Raw genomic sequence first — 22,446 nt, 5'->3', positions numbered from 1 at the left:
ATGAGTATTTCGATCGAGGTGTCTCAGTGGAACGGGTGCAACTCTCTCGATACAGAGTCCATACAACGGACAAATCCCCTACCTGCTCCGATAGTGTGCGTCGCTATGAACTCGAAGGCGGAAGCCGGTACGCACAATCAGGTCGATCCCGCCCGGATCGAGTCGCGTGGGCAGTTTGCTGAGACGCTCACTGCACTGCGGAACGCAGCCGGACTGACGGTCCGCGAAGCCGTCGAGCGTTCGGGTGGTTTGCACGGAACCGTCAGCGGATGGTTTGCCGGCCAACACCTGCCGACGCCGGCGAGTACCCCGATGTTTTTCGCGCTCCTCGAGGCCTGCGGCGTCGATTCCGAGGATGAGCGGCAGCGCTGGATCAGTGCGGTGCAACGAGTGAGACAGTTGACGGCCAGACGACGCGGCGACGCCACCGTTCCGTATCGAGGTCTCGAGTCGTTCCGGCAAGAGGACGCCGAGTGGTTCTTCGGTCGAGACGAACTCACTGCCAACTTGGTTGAGCGGGTGGCGTCGGCGATACGAGGTGTCGGTCGCCGTCAGTTCATGGTGATCGGTGCCTCCGGATCGGGTAAGTCGTCTTTGCTGCGGGCCGGGCTCGCCCCCAAGATCGCCGGGGACGATCCACGGTTCGACGGTTGGCGGGTGGAAACCCTGCAGCCGGGTACGGGAGGAATTCCGTCGTCGATTTCCGACGAACCAACCGTCTTGATCCTCGACCAGTTCGAGGAACTGTGGACGCAGTGCGATGGTGATCGGCGCGAGGAAATACTGCAGACACTCGCGGAACTCGGTGAGAACACCATCGCCGTCATCGGAATGCGCGCCGACTTCTACGGTCTCGCGGCGGAGGAACCGCTTTTGGTGCCGCTGCTCGACGATTCGCCGATGGTGGTCGGGCCGCTGACCGACGAACAATTGCGCGAGGTGATCGTCGAGCCGGCGGTCAAGGCCGGGATGACCGTGCAGAGCGAATTGGTTCAGGTTCTGGTCTCCGAGCTGACACCACGCGGCTCGCGTACGGCGAGCGACCCCGGAGCTTTGCCCTTGCTGTCACACGCACTGTTGGGGACCTGGCAACGGTCGACGCGTAAAACTCTGACCGTCTCGGATTACTACGCCACCGACGGGATTGCCGGAGCCGTCCAGCAAAGCGCGGAGGAAGTGTACGGCGAGCTCACAGAGCGGCAGCAGCAGTTGGCGCGCAGGATCTTCCTGCGATTGGTCAACGTCGACGAAGTGACGCAGACGCGTCGGCGTGCACCGCGCACCGAACTCTTCCTCGGTGACGACGTCGACGACGTGAATACCGTCATCGACCGGTTCGCCTTACGGCGCCTTCTCACCGTCGACGAGGAGACGGTCGAGGTTTCGCACGAGGTGCTGCTGTCCGCGTGGAGTCGGCTTCGCGATTGGATCGACTCGGACCGCGCCGGCCTGGCGGTGCATCGCCGGTTCACCTACGCGGCGCAGGTATGGGAAGACAGTGGACGCGACCCCGGCGCGCTGCTCGGACCCGCACGTCTTCACCTGACGGAAGAATGGCTGCGTTCGGGCGAACTCGGGCTCCCACTGGAACCGAGTCGGACCCGCGCCGCCGACCTCAATGCCACCGAGCGGGAGTACCTCGCCGCGAGCATCGAGCATCGTGATCAGCAGGAATTTGCCGATCGCCGACGTACACGCGTGCTACGACGGCTCGTGACTGCGCTGGCAGCCGCGTCGGTGATCGCTCTGGTGTTGGCGGTGGTTGCGACCGTCGCCGGTATCGGAGCGAATCGTCAACGTGTCCAAGCAGATACCGCGCGAGACGAGGCGATGTCGCGTCAGGTGGCCACCGAGTCGATCAGGATGCGCGAGCGGGATCCGTCGCTGGCGTCGCAGCTTGCTCTGGCGGCATTTGCGGTCAACGAAACGACCGAAGCCCGCTCGGCATTGCTGGATGCGTCGGGCGTTCATTCGGCTACTCGCATCATCGGGCCGCCCGGCGCGATGAAAGCCCGGATCAACCCAGCTGGAACTGTTGTGGCGGTGGGTGGTTCGGACGGGAAGGTCAGGCTTTATCCGATGGTGGACGGTGTTGCCTCAGCCGTTCCGCAGGCGGAGTTCCTCGGAGTCTCGGAGGGCACGGCCCTCTTTGCCGTCGCCTACAGCCCGGACGGACGGCTCCTTGCGACCGGTGGTGCCGGCGGCGCTGCACTCTGGGATGTGTCGGACCCGAAGAATCCGGTCCGTGGAACACTTCCCGTCGACGGTGAACGCGTAGTGCAGGACATGGAGTTCAGCCCAGACGGAACCAAGCTGGTCGCCGGTACCTCGACGCCCGACGTCCTGCGATGGAACATCGACACCTCCACGAATGCCGTTGCTTTGCCTGCTCTTCCGCATCCAGCTGACGGCATTGTCACCGCGACGTTCAGCCCCGACGGACGTTTCCTCGTGGCGGGCGGGCGTCAAGCGACTCTGCGCGTGTGGGACGTCGCGAAGTGGGGTGAGGAATCGGCGCCGATCTTCGCGACCGAGCCCAACGGCACCACCGTCCACTACCTCGGCGTTGCCTTCAGCCCGGACGGACGTGAGCTTGCGGCGGGAACGACTGGCAGGGAGGTGGTTCGGTGGGACATGAGCGATCCGGCGCGCCCTGCTCCCCTCCCGGCGCTGACGGGATTTTCCAGTTACGTCAACGAACTCAACTACGGTAAAGATGGAACACGCCTTGCTGCAGGGAGTTCCGACAACTCCGTGCGCGTGTGGGACCCCCGAACCGGGGCATTGATCGAGACACTTCCGGACAGTGGGGCGGTGACCACAGTCGACTACAGCGATGACGGCCGCAATCTGGTCACCGGGGGACTCAACGGTGTGACTCGCGTGTGGGCTCTTCCGGGTCCGGTCTGGGCGGGAGCTCGGGACACGATCTTCACCAGTCCCTTTGCCGCGGACGGCTCGCGTCTGGTGGCCGGCGTCGGTGCCAGGGGTGGCGCGATGTTGGCGTGGAACACCGAGGATCTCGATCGCCCCGCGGTGATGCCGGAGTTGAAACCGCAAGGGGACGACTCTTTCAGCGGTGCGTCGGCGGTGTCGGCAGACGGGAACCTGGCTGTGAGCGGCACCGGCGGCGGCGGTGCATATCTTTGGGACCTGAGTGATCCGGCGTCGCCACGTATCTACGGCGAGCCTGCGGTATATGTGAAGGGCATCGTGGCGGTTGTCGCGCTGAATCCCGCCGGAGATCTGCTGGCGGTGTCCTCGCAGGACGACAACAGTATTGCGTTGGTCGACGTTTCCGACCCGTCGGCTCCGAAACTGTTGTCGTTGACCGATGTCGGCTCCTACCCGCAGATGATGGCCTTTCAGCCAGGTGCCGACATCTTGGCGATCGCGAACGCCAAGAACGAAGTGGATCTGTGGGACGTGTCGAACGCAGCGTCGCCCCGGGTGGCGGCGACGGTGGGTGGATTCGAAAGCTACGCATTAGCAGTGTCTTTCAGCGCCGACGGAACGCTGTTGGCCGCTGGAAGTGCGGATCACGGTGTCGCCGTGTGGGACGTACGCACACCGTCGGCACCCGAGGAACTCGCTCGTCTCGTCGGCCCCGAGGGCGCAATCTATTCGATCTCGTTCAACCGCGCCGGTGATCGGCTCGCTGCCGGTGTCGGCGACGGAACCGTCTGGCTCTGGGACATCGAGACTCCCTCGCGGTCAACACGATTTGCGACGCTGTCCGCCTACCCGGGTCGCGTCAACGACGCTCAGTTCGCCGGCGAGAGTGACATGATCGCGGGTAGCGGGTCGGACAAGACCGTTCGCTTGTGGGGAATCGACCCCGACGGCGTCGTTGATCGATTGTGCCGCACAGCAGGATCTCCCATCACGGAAGCCGAATGGGAGCGGTACCTGCCCGGTGTTCCCTATCAGGATCCGTGTGCCGGCTGACGCGCTTCAGTTCATCCAGAACTCGAGCGCCGGTTCCCGACCCAGCTCGCCTCCGCTGCCGGTGATCACCAGTCCGGCGGAGGTGAGCTTGTACGTCACGTCCTTGTTGGTGACGGTGAATCCGTTGCCGGTGGGCGTCGGATCGTCGAGTTCGATGGTGGCGCCGTCGCTCAGCCGTTGACCCTTGTAGTAGTAACGCCCGACTCCGGTTTCGCAGATGACGATTCGTGATCCGGTCGTGACGGCGATGGCGACGGCAGGATTGGTGGAGTTGCAGCTGGGGCCGCCGGAGATGAAGCCCTGACGGTTGGTGCCCGAGACGGTCGGCGCTGGTCCGATCGAGGTTGTGACGCGTGGGGGCGTCGTCGTTTTCGGCGCTGTGGTGGGTGCACTCGGTGCCCGAGTCGTGGTCGTGGAGTACGAGTACGGCGTCGTATAGGTGAGACTCCGCGAACTCGCCTCGTTCGCGGCGTTGCCGAAAGCGGCGGCGAGCAGCCCGAAGAACGCGATCCACACGATCACGGCCAGGATGCCGAGTGCGGTGAAGATGTAGCCGATGATCAGTCCGGCAAGGGCGAGTCCGTCGCCTTCTTCGCCGGTCCGTTTGATCTGGCCGCGAGCGATGTGCCCGAAGACGATCCCCAACGGCGCGATGAGGAACGCGAAGACGAGGGCGAGCACCGCGAGTGTGTTCGTCGGCCGCCTGCCGTACGGATCGGGCTGCCCGTACGGAGACGGTTGCCAATTCTGATTGCCCTGGTACCCGTACCCACCCTGATCGCTCATGAGGTGAATCTTGGCATGGACTTGGCCGAAGAGTGCAGGTGATCGCTAGTTTCGGGTACGTGTCTCGAGCTGAGGTGCGATGGTCGGCCAATCGTCGTCGGTCATCGCGAACAGCGCTGTTGTACGCCAACTGCCATCGGCGCGGCGTCGGTGCTTGCGCAGCAGGCCCTCGAACTGAGCGCCGAGCTTTGCGATCGCGGCCCTGGACTGTTCGTTGAACTCGTCCGTGTGCCACTCGACGCGTGCGGCTTCGAGCTGGTCGAAGGCGTGACGAAGCAGGAGCAGCTTCGATTCGGGATTGATCCCGGTTCCCTGAACCGATCGCGACAACCACGTGTATCCGATTGCAAGACTGCGGTTTACCGGGTCGATCTGGTACATGGACGTGGTGCCGACCACGGCGTTCGTCGCGATGTTCACCTGCGCGAAGGCGATCCGATTAGGGTCGTCGGTTGCTGCAGCGATGTACTTCTGTGCCTGTTCCCGATCGGTGATGGGCGATGCGGTCCAACGAAAGATCGCCGGGTCGTCGGCAGCAGCGAGCAGAGCGTCGGTGTGCGCGACGCCCAGGGGTTCGAGTCGGACACGATCACCGGTCAGCGTCGGTGATTCGAACCATGATGCAGTCATCAGGCGTGCTCCCGTGAGTGAGTCGGAAGGTTGTTGTCGGAGTTCGCAATCTGATCGGTCCCACCGGCAAGCGGATACCGCAACGGGACTCGCAGGAACAGGAAGAAGAACACGGCGAGCAGGACGACGTGGCCCCACACGCTCGCCTGGACGACGGCTTCGTACTTGCTCGGATCGAGATTCATGTCCAGTTGGTAGAAGTACCGGAAGATGCCGATACCCAACGCTGCGTCGGCGATCAGATAGGCGACGATCCAGAACCACCGGATCTTGAACAGTACGAGGAAAGGCAGGATCCACAGTGTGTACTGCGGTGAATTGACCTTGTGCAGCAACACGAATCCGCACAGCATCGCGGCACTGACTGCAATCCACGGAAAGTAGCCGTCGCGGACGTAGCGGCGCCAACCCAGATACATCGCGAGCGCGAACGACAACAGGATCATCACCGGAGACAGGATGCTCACCAGTGCGTCGTAGTCGGCGTTGAGTTCGCGAACTCCGAAACCGTAGAAGGGGCGCAAACCCCAGAACCACACCGAGTTGGTGGTGATGTCCGCGCTTCGCTTCTCCTGGAAGCTGAACGACGCGCGCCAGCCTTCGTAGGAAATGAGGGCGAACGGCAGGTTGACGAGGACGACGGTGACGATCGCCGCGCCCGCCGTCATCAGCGCTCCACGAACGTCGTAGCGCTTGCCTTCGGTGCCGCGTAGAAGCACGTAGGCCATGAGCGGCAGCACGAACATTCCCGGGTACAGCTTCAAACAGAAACCGATCGCCAGGATGACGGCCGCCAGAACCGCGCGAGTTCGCAGCGGGATCCGCTCGAACGTCATCAGGAAGATCGCGCCGACGCTGGTGGCCACCACCGGGAGCTCCCAGTTGTGGAATGCGTACAGAACCAGGGGCGGAGTCGCCGACCACACGAGCGCGTACGCGCCGCTCATCTTGCCGAGCATCCACGCCGTGAGCAGTCCGAAAGGAGCCAGGATGAGGGCCGAGTGCAGAAGGAAATCGGTGTCGGTGTGTGAGCCGATACCGCCCAGCCACATCAGAATTCCGCTGAGCACCGGGTATTCGACGGTTCCGCCGGTCAGGAATCCTTCGGGCGTTATCCCTCCGGTGACGAAGGGGAACAGATGCTGATCGATACCTCGTCCGAGCCAGAGCAACTGAATGTCGGAGTAGCAGACGTCGATGTTCTTGTTGACGTCGAAGTTCAGGCTTCGTCCGTCGGACGCGAACGGTGCACCGCCGCATCTGGCCTTGTTGAAATAGCCCAGCGCCATCGTCAGCCCGCACAATCCGACGACCAACGCCAGGATCGACGCCGGGGTCTTGCGGTCTGTTCGCATGATTCTCACCCTAGGGGGCGCAGTGGCTCGCGGGGTGATGCGTCTGCACCACGCGTCGCGCATCGACCTGGCGGTCTTCCCGGAGGGCCGGGACGATTTCCCTGGTCAAGGCCCCTCGTGTAACCTACGAGGGTTGCTGACGCAACGACCCTCCTGCCACGGATAGTCCGTGGCCGTTTTCACTTAGTCCACAGGAGGTGATGAGGTCTTATGCGTCATTACGAATTGATGGTCATCCTTGACCCCAGCCTGGACGAGCGCACTGTCGCTCCTTCACTGGATACGTTCCTCAATGTTGTGCGCCAGCACGGCGGCACGATCGACAAGGTCGATGTCTGGGGTAAGCGTCGTCTCGCCTACGAGATCCTGAAGCATGCTGAAGGTATCTACGCGGTGATCGACATCAACGCCACTCCCGCCACCGTCGCTGAGCTCGATCGTCAGCTCGGTCTGAACGAGTCGGTTCTGCGCACGAAGGTTCTGCGCCACAACAAGTAATTACTGTCGGTAGCGAGCTCTACTCTCGCGCCCAACGGTCTTACATCAATGCAGGAGGAACCACATGGCTGGCGACACCATCATCACCGTCATCGGAAACCTGACGGCTGATCCTGAACTTCGTTTCACCCCGGCGGGTGCCGCGGTTGCAAACTTCACGGTTGCTTCCACGCCCCGCACCTTCGACCGTAATTCCAATGAATGGAAAGACGGCGATGCGCTGTTCATGCGTTGCAACATCTGGCGCGAAGCAGCCGAGAACGTCGCGGAGAGCTTGACCCGTGGTTCACGAGTAATCGTGAGCGGCCGGCTCAAGCAGCGTTCGTACGAAACTCGCGAGGGCGAAAAGCGAACTGTCGTCGAGCTCGAAGTCGATGAAATCGGTCCTTCACTGAAGTACGCCACGGCAAAGGTCAACAAGGCCAACCGTGGTGGCGGCGGTGGAGGCGGCAACTTCGGCGGTTCCTCCGGCGGATCGGGTGGCGGACGTCCGAGCGCTGCACCTTCGGGTGGAGACGATCCTTGGGGCAGTGCGCCTCAGGCTTCGGGCTCCTTCGGTGGTGCGGGCAGCGACGAACCGCCCTTCTGATCCGTACCTGATCAGGAACATCCAGAAAAGAGCAAAGACATGCCGAAGCCGCCCTTGCGCGACAAGGTTATGAAGAAGAAGGTCTGCACCTTCTGCAAAGAGAAGAACACGCAGATCAACTACAAGGACACGACGTTGCTTCGTAAGTACGTCAGCGATCGCGGAAAGATCCGTGCTCGCCGTGTCACCGGCAATTGCGTCCAGCACCAGCGCGACGTTGCCATTGCCGTCAAGAACTCACGTGAGGTAGCACTGCTGCCTTACGCCACCGTGGCTCGCTAAGGAAAGGGAGGAAAGAACATGAAGCTCATCCTCACCGCTGACGTGGACAACCTCGGTGCGCCTGGCGACACCGTGGAGGTCAAGGACGGCTACGGCCGTAACTACCTGCTCCCCCGCGGACTGGCAATCGTCGCCACCCGTGGCGCCGAGAAGCAGGTCGAGGGCATCCGTCGTGCACAGGAAGCGCGCGCTGTGCGCGGCCTGGATCACGCCAAGGAGCTCAAGGCAGCTATCGAGGGCCTCGAGTCCGTAACGCTGACGGTCAAGACCGCCGGTGGCTCGGGCAAGCTCTTCGGTTCGGTTACCGTCGCTGACGTCGCTGCTGCGATCAAGGCTGCCGGTGGACCGGTTGTCGACAAGCGCTCCATCGTGTTGCCGAAGGCTCACATCAAGAACACGGGCAAGCACGCCGTGGTCGTGAACCTGCACCCCGATGTGGTTGCCAAGTTCAACCTGAACGTCGTCGGCGCATAGTCGACTGTTCGTCTCGCCGGGCCCCGCACACTTCGGTGTGCGGGGCCCGACGTTTTGTTTCGGGGTGCGGTGTGCCGCCTGACAGCGTCCCGAATCGGACCTGGGGATAACTCTCACACTGTGATGTTCGACTTGGTGATCAGTGACGAATCGGGCGAGGCAACACGCCCGACACACCGACGCGCCGACTGTGGAAAAACTATTTTCATCAACAGGCCTGTGAAATTGTGGATAGCCATCTACCTGGTCTTTTGTAGCTACTAGGCAAAGTAGTCCCCAAATGCTCCACAGGCGGTGCACACCGTGGGGCGGGAGTTTCCACAAAGCATCCACAGGTTTATCCACAGTCCGGTTTGTATGCGGACCTACTAGTCCCTAACGTCATCTCGGCGTCTATCTACAGCCCGGCCGAATGCGGCTAGGGGATGTCGGTGGGGGCAGGTACAAATGATGAGGGCGCTGCGGTTTCTGGCAGTGTCGTCGAGTGTTTTACGGGAAGGTCTCGCTTGTGGCTGTTGTAGATGATCGAGGACCTTCCGACTTCTCAGGGCCGGACTACCCGGGCCCTCCCGAGGCCGAGCCCGACCAGGAGTTCGGACGCCAGCCACCTCAGGACATGACTGCCGAGCAGTCGGTGCTCGGCGGCATGCTGCTGAGCAAGGACGCCATCGCTGACGTCCTCGAGGTACTGCGTCCGGGTGACTTCTACCGGCCCGCCCACCAGTCCGTCTACGACGTGATCCTGGACCTCTACAGCCGTGGCGAGCCCGCCGACCCGGTGACGGTCTCCGCCGAGCTCGACCGTCGAGGTGAGCTCCGCCGTATCGGTGGTGCTGCCTACCTGGTGACGCTGACCCAGACAGTGCCCACAGCCGCCAACGCCGCCTTCTATGCCGAGATCGTGGCCGAGAAGTCCGTGCTGCGTCGTCTGGTCGACGCCGGTACTCGCATCGTCCAGTACGGCTACGCCGGCACCGAGGGTCAGGACGTGGCCGAGGTTGTCGACCGCGCGCAGGCCGAGATCTTCGAGGTCACCGAGCGTCGAACCACCGAGGACTTCGTACCCCTCACCGAGCTCCTCCAGCCCACGATGGACGAGATCGACTCCATCGCCAGCCGCGGTGGAATTTCCCTCGGTGTGCCCACCGGATTCAAGGATCTCGACGAGATCACCAACGGCCTTCACGCTGGTCAGATGATTATCGTCGCGGCCCGTCCTGGTGTGGGCAAGGCGCTTGCCCTCGATACTCCCCTCGCGACGCCCAGTGGCTGGACCACGATGGGTGACGTTGCTGTCGGCGATCTGTTGATCGACAACCACGGCAAGCCGACGCGGGTTGTTGCCGCTACCGACGTGATGGTTGACCGTCCTTGCTACGAGGTCGAGTTTTCCGATGGAACAGTGTTGGTGGCCGACGAGCAGCATCAGTGGTTGACGGAGACGCGTGCTTCGCGCCGTTCAGCGCAGAACACCAAGACAGGTTACAACCGCTATAAGAATCAAAAGACATTCGCCGAGGTCCGAACCACGGCGGAGATCGCATCGACGGTGCGATGCGCAACGGCGGATGACCGCGTTAATCACTCTGTCGTGAATGCCAAGCCGCTCGACCTACCAACGCAGGATCTCCTTGTCCCGCCCTACACACTTGGCGCTTGGCTAGGTGACGGTTCTACTGCCTGCGCACAATTCACCACTGCTGATCCTGAGATCATCATGTTGATCGAGGCCGAAGGCCTGGTTGCAGTTCCGTCCAAGTCGGCGCATTTGCGCTACAGCCTTAAATTAGCCCCGGAAGATCCCGTCGCTCCGCGCGATTGCGTTGTGTGCGGAAAGAGCTTCGTGCCGTTCACCAGTCAGGTGCGAACATGCGGTCAATCATGCGGCGGCAAAGCACGTTTCATGTCTGACCCTGTACCTGCGCCAACCTGTTCACACTGTGGTGGACCTTCGATCGGGCTGCGACTGTGCCAGAAGTGCCGCAATGAGTACGGCACGGTTCAAGGACGCCTACGTACGATCGGTGTTCTGGGCAACAAGCACATCCCTGTCCAGTATCTCCGTGGGTCCGAGGCGCAGCGTCGTGCGGTTCTTGCGGGGCTTCTCGACACTGATGGAACTGTGACTGCCGGTGGCTCCGTTCAGTTTTCGGTAACCAACGAGCGCCTCGTCCGCGATGCCCAGGAATTAGTGGTTAGTCTTGGCTATCGCTGCCAAATGAGCACAAAGCGAGTCAACGGTCGCACCGAGGCTTCGTCGACTGCATTCACCTTGACCTTCTCGACTGATGACGAAGTGTTCGGTCTTACGCGGAAAGCGATGCTGCACAAGGAGCGTCGAGCGAGTAAAAGCACTGCGCGCAGCGGGTCGCGCTACATTGTCGATGTTCGACCAATTGCGAGTGTTCCGGTTCGCTGCGTCGAGGTCGACAACGCCGACCACATGTACCTGGCCGGTCATTCGATGGTCCCGACGCACAATTCCACGCTCGGAATGGATTTCCTGCGTTCCTGCTCCATCACGCACGGCATGGCCAGCGTCATGTTCTCGTTGGAAATGAGCAAAACCGAGATCGTCATGCGTCTGCTGTCCGCAGAGGCAAAGATCAAGCTCGGCGACATGCGCTCCGGAAAGATGACCGACGACGACTGGACCAAGCTCGCGCGTCGCATGAGTGAGATCAGTGAGGCGCCGCTCTTCATCGATGACTCCCCCAACCTCACCATGATGGAAATTCGCGCAAAAGCGCGGCGGCTCAAGCAGAAACACGACATTCGCCTGATCGTCATCGACTACCTCCAGCTGATGAGCTCCGGTAAAAAGGTCGAGTCCCGTCAGCAGGAAGTCTCCGAATTCTCACGTAGCCTAAAGCTTTTGGCGAAGGAGCTCGAAGTTCCGGTTGTCGCGATCTGTCAGCTCAACCGTGGTCCCGAGCAGCGAACCGACAAGCGTCCGCAGGTCGCCGACCTTCGTGAGTCCGGATCGCTCGAGCAGGACGCCGACATGGTGATTCTGCTGTACCGCCCCGACGCGACCGAGCGAGACGATCCCCGTGGCGGTGAAGCCGACCTGATTCTGGGTAAGCACCGTAACGGCCCGACCGCGACAATCACTGTGGCGCACCAGCTTCACCTGTCCAAGTTTGTGGACATGGCCCGGGGATAGTGGCTGCCGCCATCGCCTGAAGGTGGGACGGATTTCAGATCTTGTGAGATCCTGCTACAAGCACCAATTCGATTCCACTAGTGCAAAATTCGGTTTTTCTACAGGTGGGGTAGTGCTGCAGTGAGGAAGACGGCGCCGAAGGCGATTCCGGCAATGCCGGTGAGGATCCCGACCACGCCGGCGGTGTTGTCGCCCAGATCGCGTCCGGGGGTGTCGGGTCGGCGCGCTGCCAGGGCGGTTCCGATGGCGGCGGCACCGAGGAGGATGCCGAGGCCGAACATCCAGAACGTCAGTATCGAGAGTGCACCGAGCATCAACGCCATGTCGCTGTATTCATCGCTGGTGATCGGACGGTGGTGATCCCACCAATCGGGTGGAGTGTGCGCGCGGGATTCGGTGTTGTCGGTGTTGTCGGATTGTTCGTGCGGGGGGATAGTGGATGCAGTCATGGCAGCTAAAGGGTTCTCGCGCTGATTCTTTCGTGTGGTGGATGTACCGGTGTGCGCCACGGGTGTGCAGTGGGAGATCGAAACGATGGTGGGTGAGGCCCGAGAACCCATCGCGTGTCCTCGGGAGTCACCCCACCATCAAAGCGGTGTTCGGGCCAGGCGGATCAGGCTTCGATCTGCACCTGTGTTGTCGATCCGGCGTTATCGGTTCGGGAGGGTGGTCCGGAGGAGACCTCGATCCGCCGCGGTTTCGCCTTCTCTGCGATCGGCAACGTCACCGTCAACACGCCGTTGTCGTACGAGGCCTCGATCTGTTGGGCGTCGATGTCGTCGCTGATGGACAGCTGCCGTTTGTATGTTCCAGCGAAACGCTCACTCGCCAGCCAGCTCACACCCTCTTCGGAGAGGGCGGTGCGGTGCGCGGTCAACGTCAGGGTCGAGCCGTCGATGTGGACGCCCACTGATCCTGGGTCGACGCCCGGAAGATCGGCGTGCAGGACGTACTGGTCCTCGACCTTGTAGAGGTCCATCGGCATGAACCGTGGACTGCGTCCGTTGCCGGTTCCCGCGGCGAGTACGGACTTGGTGATCGCGTCGATGTCGGTGAAAGGATCGAAACGAAGCACAGCAACACACCTCCCATGTCGTGAAAAGAAAGGTCACCGCCACTGTGGCGGTTGACCGAACTTACTGTGCGAGAACATGATAACCACACGAATTAGCACTCTGCAACCGAGAGTGCCAGAAGCTTTGGGGAAGTGTTCCGGTCCCTGAAGATCGCTGCTTTGCCTGGTCCCGACAAAAGCGGTGGCCGCCTTCGGCCTCGATTCGAAGCGGGCGGCGCGGTACGGCACTTCGTCAGTAGCGGCGGTGCGGCAACGGATCCGCCGGAGCCCCGACTCTGCGTGTGCGAGTCGGGGCGTATGACCGACGTCGGCATTGAGCACACAACACCGATGACCCACTATCCGTGCGAAGTCGACGTTCATGTCGTCCGCACATCTTCAACCATAAACAGTGCGATCGGTATAAATCATGTTCAGTCGCCTTCGATGCCAAGAAGTGACATGGCCGTTTGCATGGCAAGGTGAACATCTTGGTCGTCACGCTAGCGGCGCAGTAGCCGCGGTGCCTGGAAAGGTGGCCCGTTCCTGGTATTTGGTTTGCAGACGTCTGTTCCGAATGCTTTTGCAAAATAGGTCTTTTCCCGATGTTTGCGGGTGGATCGGGCATCGAACATCGCGGGTGCTCGTTCGTCGGAGTCGCTGCGAACGATGTCCGTGTTCGTGCACACACCGAACCGGCTGTAAGGGAGAACACTTCGGCCACCGTCAAAGCTTGCTCATCACAATGGAACTGGGACTTTCGACCCTGTCGTCTACAAGCAGTGCGCAATAACCTTCGTCGGGTCGGGGGCACCCGTTCCGTTCGAGGGGGCAAACAATCGGGCGGGTGTTCGTCAAGGCAAGGCCATATCACCCTCGCTGGTCTCCTTGCCGGGCCTTGAGCTGTGCGCGCCCAGAAGTGCTCAGGGCCCGCCCGATGCGGGGATCGAGAAAGTGAAGACGAAAGGTTCTCAGATGAGCCGAAGGAGTGATCGCCGATCGACAAGTTCTGCTCGCCGCCTGGCCACGCGGATTACCGGTGTCAGAGGTTCGGCGTGTAAGCCGAACTCGCTCACGGCAGAAGATCTGAGGGCTGTAATCGAGTCCCTCACTGGAGTTCTCGCTGCTCGAGAATCGAGCGCGGAAACCGCACCTCTCGCCGGAAATCCTCCGTCGTCGACGCCAACTGACAGGCAGTTCTGAATCGCACCGGTATTTTCGCAGCCGGACAGCATATTCGAACTCAGACGCGCTGTCAGCCGGGACGGGTGGTAATCACAGAAGTAGGTGGAAGATGTCGAAGGCGACTGTCCATTGGGCTGTGCCGGGGTTCTTGCGGTCCGGTTCGACCGTGGCGAAAGTTTGCGCCAGCGCTACGCTCAACCCTCCTGCGATCAGCGGCAGTCGTTGCTCTGTCTCCTCTGAGAGGGCCACGTCCAAGGGCGGGCGGGCCGTGAGCTGATCGAGCAGCGGTTGAAGTTCGATCTCCTCGTCGAGTTTTTCGAACCGGTGAATGCTCTCCTGTAATCCCTTGGTGATCGGCAGGTCCCACGGTTCGATCACGTCGCGCAAGTTTGCTTTCGCGGAGGCTTTCCCGATCAGGATCACGTCGTAGATCTTGTCGTCGATGAAATCGGTATAGCGCTTGAGATCGTTCCGGTCGACCTGCAGTCCGGCCGCTGCCCTGAAGAACCGCTGGAATTTCACGGTGCCCATTACTGGCATGTCGTCAGCTCCTTTCGAAGTATTCATGGATTTGGCGTACGGCCATCGCTCCTTCACCGACGGCGGATGCGACTCGTTTCACCGAACCGCGGCGGATGTCGCCCGCCGCAAACAGGCCGGGCAGGCTGGTTTCGAGCGTCCTGGACAGGCCGCCGTTGATTGGCAGGCTGCCGTCCGCTCGTGCGTGGATCGCGTCCACACCGGTGAGGACGAAGCCGTGGTCGTCGAGTGCGATCGCGTCGGCAAGCCACCCTGTGTGCGGTACTGCCCCGATGAAGACGAACAGGGCGCGCACCCGAATCGTGTCCTGGTCGCCGGTGCGATTGTCCTCGACCGCAATTGCTTCGAGGTATTTCTCGCCGTGGACCGCACGAATCTCGGTGTGCCGGTGCACGGTGACCCGCGGATGGTGTTCGATCTGGTCGACCAGGTATCGGGACATGCTCTTCCCGAGGTCATCGCCGCGGATGAGCAGGTGCACCTGTGAGACGTGCTCGGCGAGGAAGACGGCGGCCTGGCCGGCGGAGTTGCCGCCACCGACGATGGCTATCGGGTCGGTGCCGCATATCCGTGCTTCCTGATGCGTTGCGGCGTAGTACACGCTTGTTCCTTCCAGCGCCTCGATCCCCTGAACGGCCAACTTGCGGTACCGCGCCCCGGCGGCGAGCACAACGGCCCGGGCGTGCACCGACCCGCCGTCCGCCAGTCGGAGCACGTGGTTCCCGGCCTCGGATCCCAAACCGGTCACTTCTGCCGACACCAGGATTCGGGCGCCGAACTTCCCGGCCTGGAGCACGGCTCGCTCGGCCAATTCGGAGCCGGAGACCCCGGCGGGGAATCCCAGATAATTCTCGATCCGGGATGAGGTACTGGCTTGGCCGCCCGCAGCGATCCGCTCCAACGTCACCGTGTTCAACCCGTCCGAGGCGCCGTACACCGATGCGGCCAGGCCGGCCGGTCCGGCACCCACGACGACGAGGTTGTAGACGTCCTTGGCTGCGTCCGCGACGGGTGCCGGGACAGGAAGCCCGACGACGCGTGCGAGTTCCGCATTCGTCGGATTGCGCAGCACCTTCTCGCCGTGCCAGATCACGACGGGTGTGTCCTCGGGTGCGACGTTCAGGCTGCGTAGCAGCTGCTCCACTCGTTCGTCCTGTTCCAAGTCGAACCACTTGTGGGGCAGACGATTTCGCATCGCGAACTCACGAAGTCGCAACGTATCCGGGGAGAAGCAGGAGCCGATTATCCGGAATCCGGAGCCGAGCCCGATCAGCAAGTGCCGACGCACAAGGTAGGCGCGCAGGATCAAATCGCTGAGCACGGGATCGTGGGCAATCAGCTCGCGTACCTGCTCGGCCGGGACGACGAGTATCTCGCCGTCCTCGATCGCTTCGGCGGTGAAGAACGCCACCTGACCTTCCAGGAGTCCGAGCTCGCCCAGGAAACGCCCAGGACCGTGCACGCGCAGTATCCGGCGCTCGCCGTTCGCGTCGCCTTCGTCGACGACTGCGATCTTTCCGGAAAGGACGACGACGAAATCGTTGTCAGGCGCGCCTTCTCGGATCAGCACCTCGCCGGCGTGAACCGGTCGACGCGAGCCACCGACCTCGAGCTTTGCGACCTGGTCGTCCGTCAGCCGCGGGAAGGCGCCCTCCTCGTCCGGGGTCTCGTCGTCGACCGGCGGGCTGTACCCGATGGGTGAGGCGCCCTCAGACGAAGTTCTGGTCGACATAACACCACCGCCAATCCTCGCCGGGCTCCATCGACTGGACGATCGGATGCCCGATGGCGTGAGCGTGAGCACTCGCGTGCCTGCCCGGCGAAGAGTCGCAGCAACCGACGTGTCCGCACGTCAGGCACAGCCTCAGATGCACCCACGGGGTGCCGAGGCGAAGACATTCCTCGCAGCCTTGCGGGGTACGGGGCACCACGGCCCGGATCGCGGTTACATGTGGGTCCGCATGGACAGGACTCATGACTTCGCCTCCTCGCCGGCATTTTCCGAGAGCGCCTGATCGAGCCACGTGCGCAGCTGGGGGACCGGAGCTGCGCCCGACTGGCGAGCGAGAACCTCACCCCGGTCCATCACCAGCAGAGTCGGCACGGCGCGGACGGTGAATCGTTCAGCCGTCCGGGGTGCAGCATCGACGTCGACCTTGACCAGCTTGATCTGGCCGGCGTGTTCTCTGGCGAGCTGCTCGAGCGCGGGGCTGACCATGCGACACGGGCCGCACCACGTCGCCCACAGATCCACGAGCACAGGCACCGACGATTTTTCGACGATCTCCGCGAAGTCACCGTCTCCCGCCGCGGCGATCCAGGGCAGCGGCTCGTGGCAGTTGCCGCAGCGAGGTTTTCCTTCCCCTGCTGCCGGGATGTTGTTGGTCTTGCCGCAGTTCGGGCACTTCACCTTTTCGGATCCCATGACCAGTTACCTCTTCTCAGGCCGCCGCGAAGGCGGGTTCGGCATACGCGACGGCAAGCTCGCCGCCGTCCACCGTGACGCTGATGGTGCCGTCCGGTTTGATCTCGCCGCGCAACAGTGCACGGCCGATCTTGGTTTCGACCTCGTGTGCGATGTATCGGCGCAGCGGCCGCGCACCGTAGACAGGGTCGAACCCGTGTTCGGCGATCAGTCGGCGTGCCTCCGGCGTGATTTCCAGGTGTATCTGTCTCTCCGACAACCTGTTTCGAAGGTCGGTGAGTTGCAGTTCCACTATGTACTCGATCTGGGGCAGGGTGAGTGGGGAGAACAGCACGATGTCGTCGACCCGGTTGAGGAATTCGGGGCGGAAATGCCCGCGCAGTTCTGCCATCACCCGTTCCCTGGCGTCCGGCTTGATTTCGCCGTCGGCTGTGACCCCGTCGAGGAGATGCTGGGATCCGATGTTGGAGGTCATGATGATCACCGTGTTCCGGAAATCGACTTGCCTCCCTTGAGAATCGGTGATCCGGCCGTCGTCGAGCACCTGCAGTAGGGTATTGAAGACGTCGGCGTGGGCCTTCTCGATCTCGTCGAAGAGCACCACGGAGTACGGCTTACGCCGCACCGCCTCGGTGAGCTGGCCACCTTCGTCGTACCCGACGTATCCGGGAGGTGCACCGATGAGCCGACTCACCGTGTGCCGTTCCTGGTAGTCGCTCATATCGAGGCGCACCATGTTGTCTTCACTGTCGAATAGGGCGCTGGCCAATGTCTTTGCAAGCTCGGTCTTTCCGACGCCCGTCGGGCCCAGGAAAATGAACGAACCGATCGGTCGACGAGGATCACGGATACCGGACCTCGCCCGGATCACAGCGTCCGCGACCAGTTGCACCGCCTCGTCCTGACCGACGACCCGCTCGTGCAGGATCTCGTCGAGCTTCAACAACTTCTCCCGCTCACCTTCTTGCAGCCGGGCGACCGGGATACCCGTCCATGCGGCCACGATCTCTGCGATCTCGTCTTCGGTGACCACTTCACGCAGCAACGGATTTCGGCCTTGTCTGGTGGCCAGTTGCTCCTCCGCCGCCTCGAGCCGGCGTTCGAGCTCGGTGATCTCGCCGTATCGCAACTCGGCTGCCCGATTGAGGTCGTAGTTGCGTTCGGCGGCCTCGGCCTCGACGCGCAACCGTTCCAAATCTCCTCGCAGTTCTTGCACCCGCCGGATCGCCTGCCGCTCCGCCTCCCATTGAGCGTGCCGGGCGTCTGCCTCGGCCCGCAGGTCGGCCAGCTCCTTGCGCAATTCTTCGAGGCGCGCTTTGCTGGCCGCGTCCGTTTCCTTGGACAGTGCGGCCTCTTCGATCTCCAGACGGGTCACCTTCCGGGTGAGCTCGTCGAGTTCGGCAGGCATCGAATCGATTTCGGTGCGGAGCCGAGCGCATGCCTCGTCTACGAGATCGATCGCCTTGTCCGGAAGGAAGCGGTCGGTGATGTACCGGTGCGAGAGGGTCACGGCGGCCACCAATGCACCGTCTTGAATTTTCACGCCATGGAACACCTCGAGGCGTTCTCGAAGTCCGCGCAGAATCGAGATCGCATCCTCGGCACTGGGCTCGTCGACGAGAACGGTCTGGAATCGACGCTCCAGTGCCGCATCGGATTCGATGTGCTTGCGATACTCGTCGAGAGTGGTGGCACCGATCATGTGCAGTTCGCCGCGTGCGAGCATCGGTTTGAGCATGTTGCCGGCATCGAGAGACCCCTCGCCGCCGACCGAGCCCGCTCCGACCACGGTATGCAACTCGTCGACGAACAACAGGATGCGCCCCTCGGCAGCCTTCACCTCGGACAGCACGGCCTGCAGTCGCTCCTCGAACTCGCCGCGGTACTTCGCACCGGCCACCAGAGAACCCATGTCGAGCGAGAAGATCGTCTTGTCGCGTAGGCCCTCGGGCACGTCGCCGCGGACGATCCGCTGGGCGAGACCCTCGACAATCGCAGTCTTACCTACACCGGGGTCGCCGATCAGCACCGGGTTGTTCTTCGTTTTCCGGCTCAAGATCTGAGTTACCCTGCGTATCTCGGCATCCCGGCCGATGACCGGATCGAGTTTGCCTGCCCGTCCCTCGGAGACGAGGTCGCGCCCGTACTTCTCCAATGCCTCGTACGCCCCCTCCGGGGTTGCCGACGTGACACGCTGATTGCCGCGCACCTTCGTCAGCGCTGTGAGGAAGGCGTCCCGTGTGACCCCGTGACTGGCGAGGACCCGCCCGGCCGCGCTGGCCGATCCTTCCTCGGAGAGGGCCATCACAAGATGCTCCACCGACACGTAGGAATCCTTGAGTCTCTTCGCCTCCCGCTCTGCGGCATCGAGCAGCTTGGCCAGACGCTGGGTGATCATCACCTGACCGGGGGTCGCGCCGGGGCCGCTGACCTTCGGCCTACGCGACAGTTCACGATCCAGATCGGATCGAAGTGCTTCGACATTCGCGCCGGCCTGTTCGAGCAGTCGGGGCACCAACCCATCCTGCTGATCGACCAATGCGAGCAGCAGGTGCTCTCCGTCGACTTCGGTGTGGCCCATTCTGGTCGCAACATTCTGGGCTTCCTGCAAGGCTTCTCGTGACTTTTCGGTCAAGCTGCCGGTGTCCATGAGGATGTCCTCCTTCTGCGGGCCGCTGTTTCGAGTCTTTCGATTCGATCCAGCAGATCGAGCACGAGCCCGATTGCCGAGTAGTTGAGACCCAGACCCGTCCGCAGTCGTTGGATGCGTGCGGCGTGGGTCACTTCGGATGGGTCGAACGACATCTCTCCGCCGGCGTAGCGGTGGGCGTCGAGCAGTCCGAGAGCCACGAGTTTTCGTGCCAGATCCGGGTGCAGGCCAGTACGTTCGGCGAAGGCGTCCGGCGACAATCCGGTACGGCGAACCAATACGTACTGAGTAATCGGCGTTGAGGTGCTCATGTCTCTTTCCTCGGATTGAAGTTCGATTCGGCGCCCAACTGCTCGAACAGTTCGCGTTCACGTGCTGTCGGTTTCGGCGGAACCATCACCTTGATTTCGGCGTAGAGGTTGCCGTTGGCACCGCGCGGATTCGGCATTCCCTCTCCGCGCAGGCGCAGCTTCCTACCAGTCGAAGAGCCAGGCACCACTTTGACTTTCGCCTCTCCGCCCGGTGTGGGAACGACGACTGTCGACCCGAGAACCGCCTCCCATGGCGATACGGGCAGATCGACGTAGATGTCCCGACCCTGCACGCGGAACCGTGAATGCGGTTTGATCCGCACCACGAGGTACAGATCCCCAGGCGGCGCGTCACCGTTGCCTCGGCCTCCTTGCCCGGCCAACCGGATTCGCTGGCCGTCCAGGACGCCGGCTGGAATGTCGACGTCATACTGCCGTCCGTCCAGTCTGAGAGTGCGTTTTCCGCCCTGATAGGCCTCTTCCAGAGCCAGTTCCAGTTCGGCCTCCTGATCGGCGCCGGGAATCGGTCCGAACCCACCGCCTCCGCCGAACATCTGCCCGAAGAGGTCTTCGAAGTCGACGGCACCCTCACCACCGACACCGTGGCCGAAGTGCACCCGTCTCCCGCCACCGCCGTACCCGGCGGCGTTTGCCCGCACCCGTTCGTCGTAATCCTCGGGTACATGCCGGAAGTCGTCACCGAATCGGTCATAGCGTTTCCGGGTGTCCGGGTCGGACAACACCTGATAGGCCTCGTTGACCTCCTTGAACCTGTCCTCCGCAGTGGGATCCTTGTTCACATCGGGGTGGTACTTGCGGGCCAGCTTGCGGTACGCCTGCTGAATTTCGTCGGTGCCGGCGCCCTTCGGTACGCCGAGTACTTCGTAGTAGTCACGGGCCATCGGTGCTCACCCCTCTGGGCGGCTGACGACCACCGCGGCGGGCCGCAACTGTCGCCCGTCCTCTCCATAACCCGGGCGCAAGACCTCGACCACGGTCCCGGATGGAAGGTCGGGTCGGGTTACCACACTGACCACCTCGTGGAGTTCCGGGGAGAACGGCACACCGGCCTCGTCGTGGCGCTCGAAGCCGAGTCGTGAGAGCACCTGTACCGCCTGGTCCCGGATCGCCTTCACACCTTCGACGACGGCCTGCGGATCGCTGCCTGCGTGTGCAAGCGCAAGCTCCAAGTTGTCCAGTATCGGCAGCCACGCCGCCGAAACCTTCGCTACTTCCGCGGCGCGTTCACGGTCCAGATCTTTGGCGTATCGCTTGCGCAGGTTGTCCAGATCTGCGACGGCCCTGCGCCAACGGTCCTCGAGTTGAGACAGCTCGTCTGCCGTCTCGGCGCGATCGGACTCGGTCTTGCTTTGATCCGTGTCGGCGCTGTTGTCAGTCGGCTCAGTCGTCGAATGATCTGCAGACATTTCCATCGTGCGCCTCAGCTTCGATCGAATTCGGCGTCGATCACGTCGCCGTCATCCGACGACGCAGCATCAGCGCCGCCTGCTTGCCCGTCGTCCGACTGGTCCGGCACAAGTCCGTAGAGCAGCTGTTGCAGCTCCGAGGTGAGGGGCTGAACCTCTTCGGGTGAAGCGCCGTCCTGCACGGCCTTTCGGGCGTCGGCAACCAGCATCTCGGCCCGCGCCTTCTCATGCGGCGGGGCACTGTCACCGAGTTCGGCGAGTCGCCGCTCCACTTGATACGCAACCGAATCGAGCCCGTTGCGCGCGTCGACCGCCTTGCGCAGCGCCTCGTCCTCACCCCGGTTCCGTTCGGCCTCCGCCAACATGCGCTCGACCTCACCCTGATCCAGGTTGCCCTGTTCACTGATCGTGATGCTCTGTTCCTTGCCGGTATCCTTGTCGCGAGCGGTGACGTTCAGGATGCCGTTGGCGTCGATGTCGAAAATGACTTCCACCTGGGCCTCGCCACGTGGCGCGGGGCGGATGTCTTCCAGCCGCCGAACACATCATGATGTCGTTGTGGCAAAGCGTCAGTGTTTGTTTCGTTACATCAGCGACAGCTGAGCTTGGATACGACATGGACGATCTTTGCGGGCAAATGTGTTCGGGTGAGTGGTGCCCTCAGGGGTGCTCGGAAGGCTAGGGGAAGTCGCGGTCACATTCGTTGTAGTCGAACCATGGCGATGGTTACCTGTGGGTTCGCTGCCAGGGTTGTCGGAAGGTGCGGCGTAGCTGGCAGCTGTGGTACCCATGGTTTTCGTCCGCTCGCGGTGGAGGATTAAAGTCTGTGCCGATGTCCAGGCCCTCGTCTCTGCCCCGGATCCGGTTGACGGCGAGGATGTGCGCGGTCGTCCGATCCCGGCGGTTTGAAATCGCTTTCCTCCTTGCACCACCCGTGGGTACTACGTGAAAGGCCGATTCCGATGAGTTCGACCTGCCGTGGCACTTTCGTGTTCTTGGCGGACACTCGACACTCTGTGTGAAGGGGTTGGTTTCAGGCCGTTTTTTCGTGTTCGACGCGTCTGCTGGGCCCTGAGTCCCGAGCCGCGTTATCTCTCCTGCATGGTGGGCCGGCGCTCCACGTCGG

The 22,446-nt window shown here is 62.4% G+C and carries 19 protein-coding genes and 1 pseudogene; 6 read left to right on the top strand and 14 right to left on the bottom strand.

Annotated elements, in window-relative coordinates; translation table 11 throughout:
* Positions 1-105 precede the first annotated feature (105 nt).
* Positions 106-3,948: an nSTAND1 domain-containing NTPase gene (locus A0W34_RS28420; RefSeq protein WP_081558674.1), complete on the top strand. Its 3,843-nt coding sequence runs from the start codon at positions 106-108 to the stop codon at positions 3,946-3,948.
* A 6-nt stretch (positions 3,949-3,954) separates the two neighbouring features.
* Here the strand turns inward: A0W34_RS28420 and A0W34_RS28415 are convergent, their stop codons facing one another.
* From A0W34_RS28415 to A0W34_RS28405, 3 genes are read right to left on the bottom strand one after another with little or no spacing between them, the layout of a single operon-like run.
* A complete protein-coding gene (locus A0W34_RS28415) occupies positions 3,955-4,734 on the bottom strand; it encodes a DUF4190 domain-containing protein (RefSeq protein WP_003941240.1) in 780 nt (259 codons plus the stop codon).
* 45 nt (positions 4,735-4,779) lie between these two features.
* Entirely contained in the window at positions 4,780-5,364 is a 585-nt protein-coding gene (locus tag A0W34_RS28410) for a GNAT family N-acetyltransferase (RefSeq protein WP_075834975.1), read from the bottom strand.
* The gene (locus tag A0W34_RS28405) at positions 5,364-6,719 is read right to left on the bottom strand and encodes a glycosyltransferase family 87 protein (RefSeq protein ID WP_081558673.1); all 1,356 of its coding nucleotides are present in this window, start codon (positions 6,717-6,719) and stop codon (positions 5,364-5,366) included. Before A0W34_RS28405 ends, A0W34_RS28410 begins: the two co-directional genes overlap by 1 nt.
* A gap of 210 nt (positions 6,720-6,929) precedes the next feature.
* Here A0W34_RS28405 and rpsF point away from each other — a divergent pair, with 210 nt between their 5' ends.
* From rpsF to dnaB, 5 genes are all read left to right on the top strand, one after another.
* Positions 6,930-7,217: a 30S ribosomal protein S6 gene (gene rpsF, locus A0W34_RS28400; RefSeq protein WP_003941237.1), complete on the top strand. Its 288-nt coding sequence runs from the start codon at positions 6,930-6,932 to the stop codon at positions 7,215-7,217.
* A 64-nt stretch (positions 7,218-7,281) separates the two neighbouring features.
* Entirely contained in the window at positions 7,282-7,806 is a 525-nt protein-coding gene (locus tag A0W34_RS28395) for a single-stranded DNA-binding protein (RefSeq protein WP_003941248.1), read from the top strand.
* A gap of 39 nt (positions 7,807-7,845) precedes the next feature.
* The gene (gene rpsR / locus A0W34_RS28390) at positions 7,846-8,088 is read left to right on the top strand and encodes a 30S ribosomal protein S18 (RefSeq protein ID WP_003941245.1); all 243 of its coding nucleotides are present in this window, start codon (positions 7,846-7,848) and stop codon (positions 8,086-8,088) included.
* Positions 8,089-8,106: 18 nt separating this feature from the next.
* Positions 8,107-8,562 (top strand): 50S ribosomal protein L9, encoded by a 456-nt coding sequence (gene rplI, locus A0W34_RS28385; protein ID WP_007735531.1) that lies wholly within the window; start codon positions 8,107-8,109, stop codon positions 8,560-8,562.
* Between the two features lie 508 nt (positions 8,563-9,070).
* Positions 9,071-11,728 carry a replicative DNA helicase gene (dnaB, locus tag A0W34_RS28380; RefSeq protein WP_064073505.1) on the top strand — a complete coding sequence of 886 codons (2,658 nt, stop codon included), beginning with the start codon at positions 9,071-9,073 and terminating at the stop codon, positions 11,726-11,728.
* 98 nt (positions 11,729-11,826) lie between these two features.
* On the opposite strand, the gene A0W34_RS28375 is transcribed toward dnaB, so the two are convergent.
* From A0W34_RS28375 to A0W34_RS28325, 11 genes and pseudogenes are all read right to left on the bottom strand, one after another.
* On the bottom strand, positions 11,827-12,177 hold the full coding sequence (locus A0W34_RS28375) for a hypothetical protein (RefSeq protein WP_039973505.1): 351 nt from the start codon (positions 12,175-12,177) through the stop codon (positions 11,827-11,829).
* 164 nt (positions 12,178-12,341) lie between these two features.
* The gene (locus A0W34_RS28370) at positions 12,342-12,803 is read right to left on the bottom strand and encodes an Hsp20/alpha crystallin family protein (RefSeq protein WP_047272442.1); all 462 of its coding nucleotides are present in this window, start codon (positions 12,801-12,803) and stop codon (positions 12,342-12,344) included.
* A 1,254-nt stretch (positions 12,804-14,057) separates the two neighbouring features.
* A complete protein-coding gene (locus A0W34_RS28365) occupies positions 14,058-14,498 on the bottom strand; it encodes a DUF1931 family protein (RefSeq protein ID WP_024487875.1) in 441 nt (146 codons plus the stop codon).
* A gap of 13 nt (positions 14,499-14,511) precedes the next feature.
* The gene (locus A0W34_RS28360; RefSeq protein WP_081558672.1) at positions 14,512-16,239 is read right to left on the bottom strand and encodes an FAD-dependent oxidoreductase; all 1,728 of its coding nucleotides are present in this window, start codon (positions 16,237-16,239) and stop codon (positions 14,512-14,514) included.
* On the bottom strand, positions 16,217-16,483 hold the full coding sequence (locus A0W34_RS28355) for a UBP-type zinc finger domain-containing protein (RefSeq protein WP_007735548.1): 267 nt from the start codon (positions 16,481-16,483) through the stop codon (positions 16,217-16,219). The genes A0W34_RS28360 and A0W34_RS28355 overlap by 23 nt, the downstream gene beginning before the upstream one ends.
* Positions 16,480-16,932: a thioredoxin gene (gene trxA, locus A0W34_RS28350; protein WP_007735549.1), complete on the bottom strand. Its 453-nt coding sequence runs from the start codon at positions 16,930-16,932 to the stop codon at positions 16,480-16,482. Before trxA ends, A0W34_RS28355 begins: the two co-directional genes overlap by 4 nt.
* Before the next feature lie 16 nt (positions 16,933-16,948).
* Complete coding sequence (gene clpB / locus A0W34_RS28345) at positions 16,949-19,582, bottom strand: ATP-dependent chaperone ClpB (protein ID WP_081558671.1); 2,634 nt, start codon at positions 19,580-19,582, stop codon at positions 16,949-16,951.
* Positions 19,564-19,893 (bottom strand): chaperone modulator CbpM, encoded by a 330-nt coding sequence (locus A0W34_RS28340; RefSeq protein WP_020971358.1) that lies wholly within the window; start codon positions 19,891-19,893, stop codon positions 19,564-19,566. The genes clpB and A0W34_RS28340 overlap by 19 nt, the downstream gene beginning before the upstream one ends.
* Complete coding sequence (locus A0W34_RS28335; RefSeq protein WP_058227787.1) at positions 19,890-20,795, bottom strand: DnaJ C-terminal domain-containing protein; 906 nt, start codon at positions 20,793-20,795, stop codon at positions 19,890-19,892. Before A0W34_RS28335 ends, A0W34_RS28340 begins: the two co-directional genes overlap by 4 nt.
* A gap of 6 nt (positions 20,796-20,801) precedes the next feature.
* Complete coding sequence (locus tag A0W34_RS28330) at positions 20,802-21,326, bottom strand: nucleotide exchange factor GrpE (protein ID WP_064113709.1); 525 nt, start codon at positions 21,324-21,326, stop codon at positions 20,802-20,804.
* An 8-nt stretch (positions 21,327-21,334) separates the two neighbouring features.
* A pseudogene (locus A0W34_RS28325) lies at positions 21,335-21,856 on the bottom strand (Hsp70 family protein); the annotation flags it as partial.
* Positions 21,857-22,446: the final 590 nt, after the last annotated feature.

Origin of the sequence: Rhodococcus sp. BH4 (assembly GCF_002079265.1) — a bacterium.
GTDB classification, from domain to species: Bacteria; Actinomycetota; Actinomycetes; order Mycobacteriales; family Mycobacteriaceae; genus Rhodococcus_F; species Rhodococcus_F qingshengii.
This window is presented reverse-complemented; position numbering and strand designations above follow the sequence as displayed.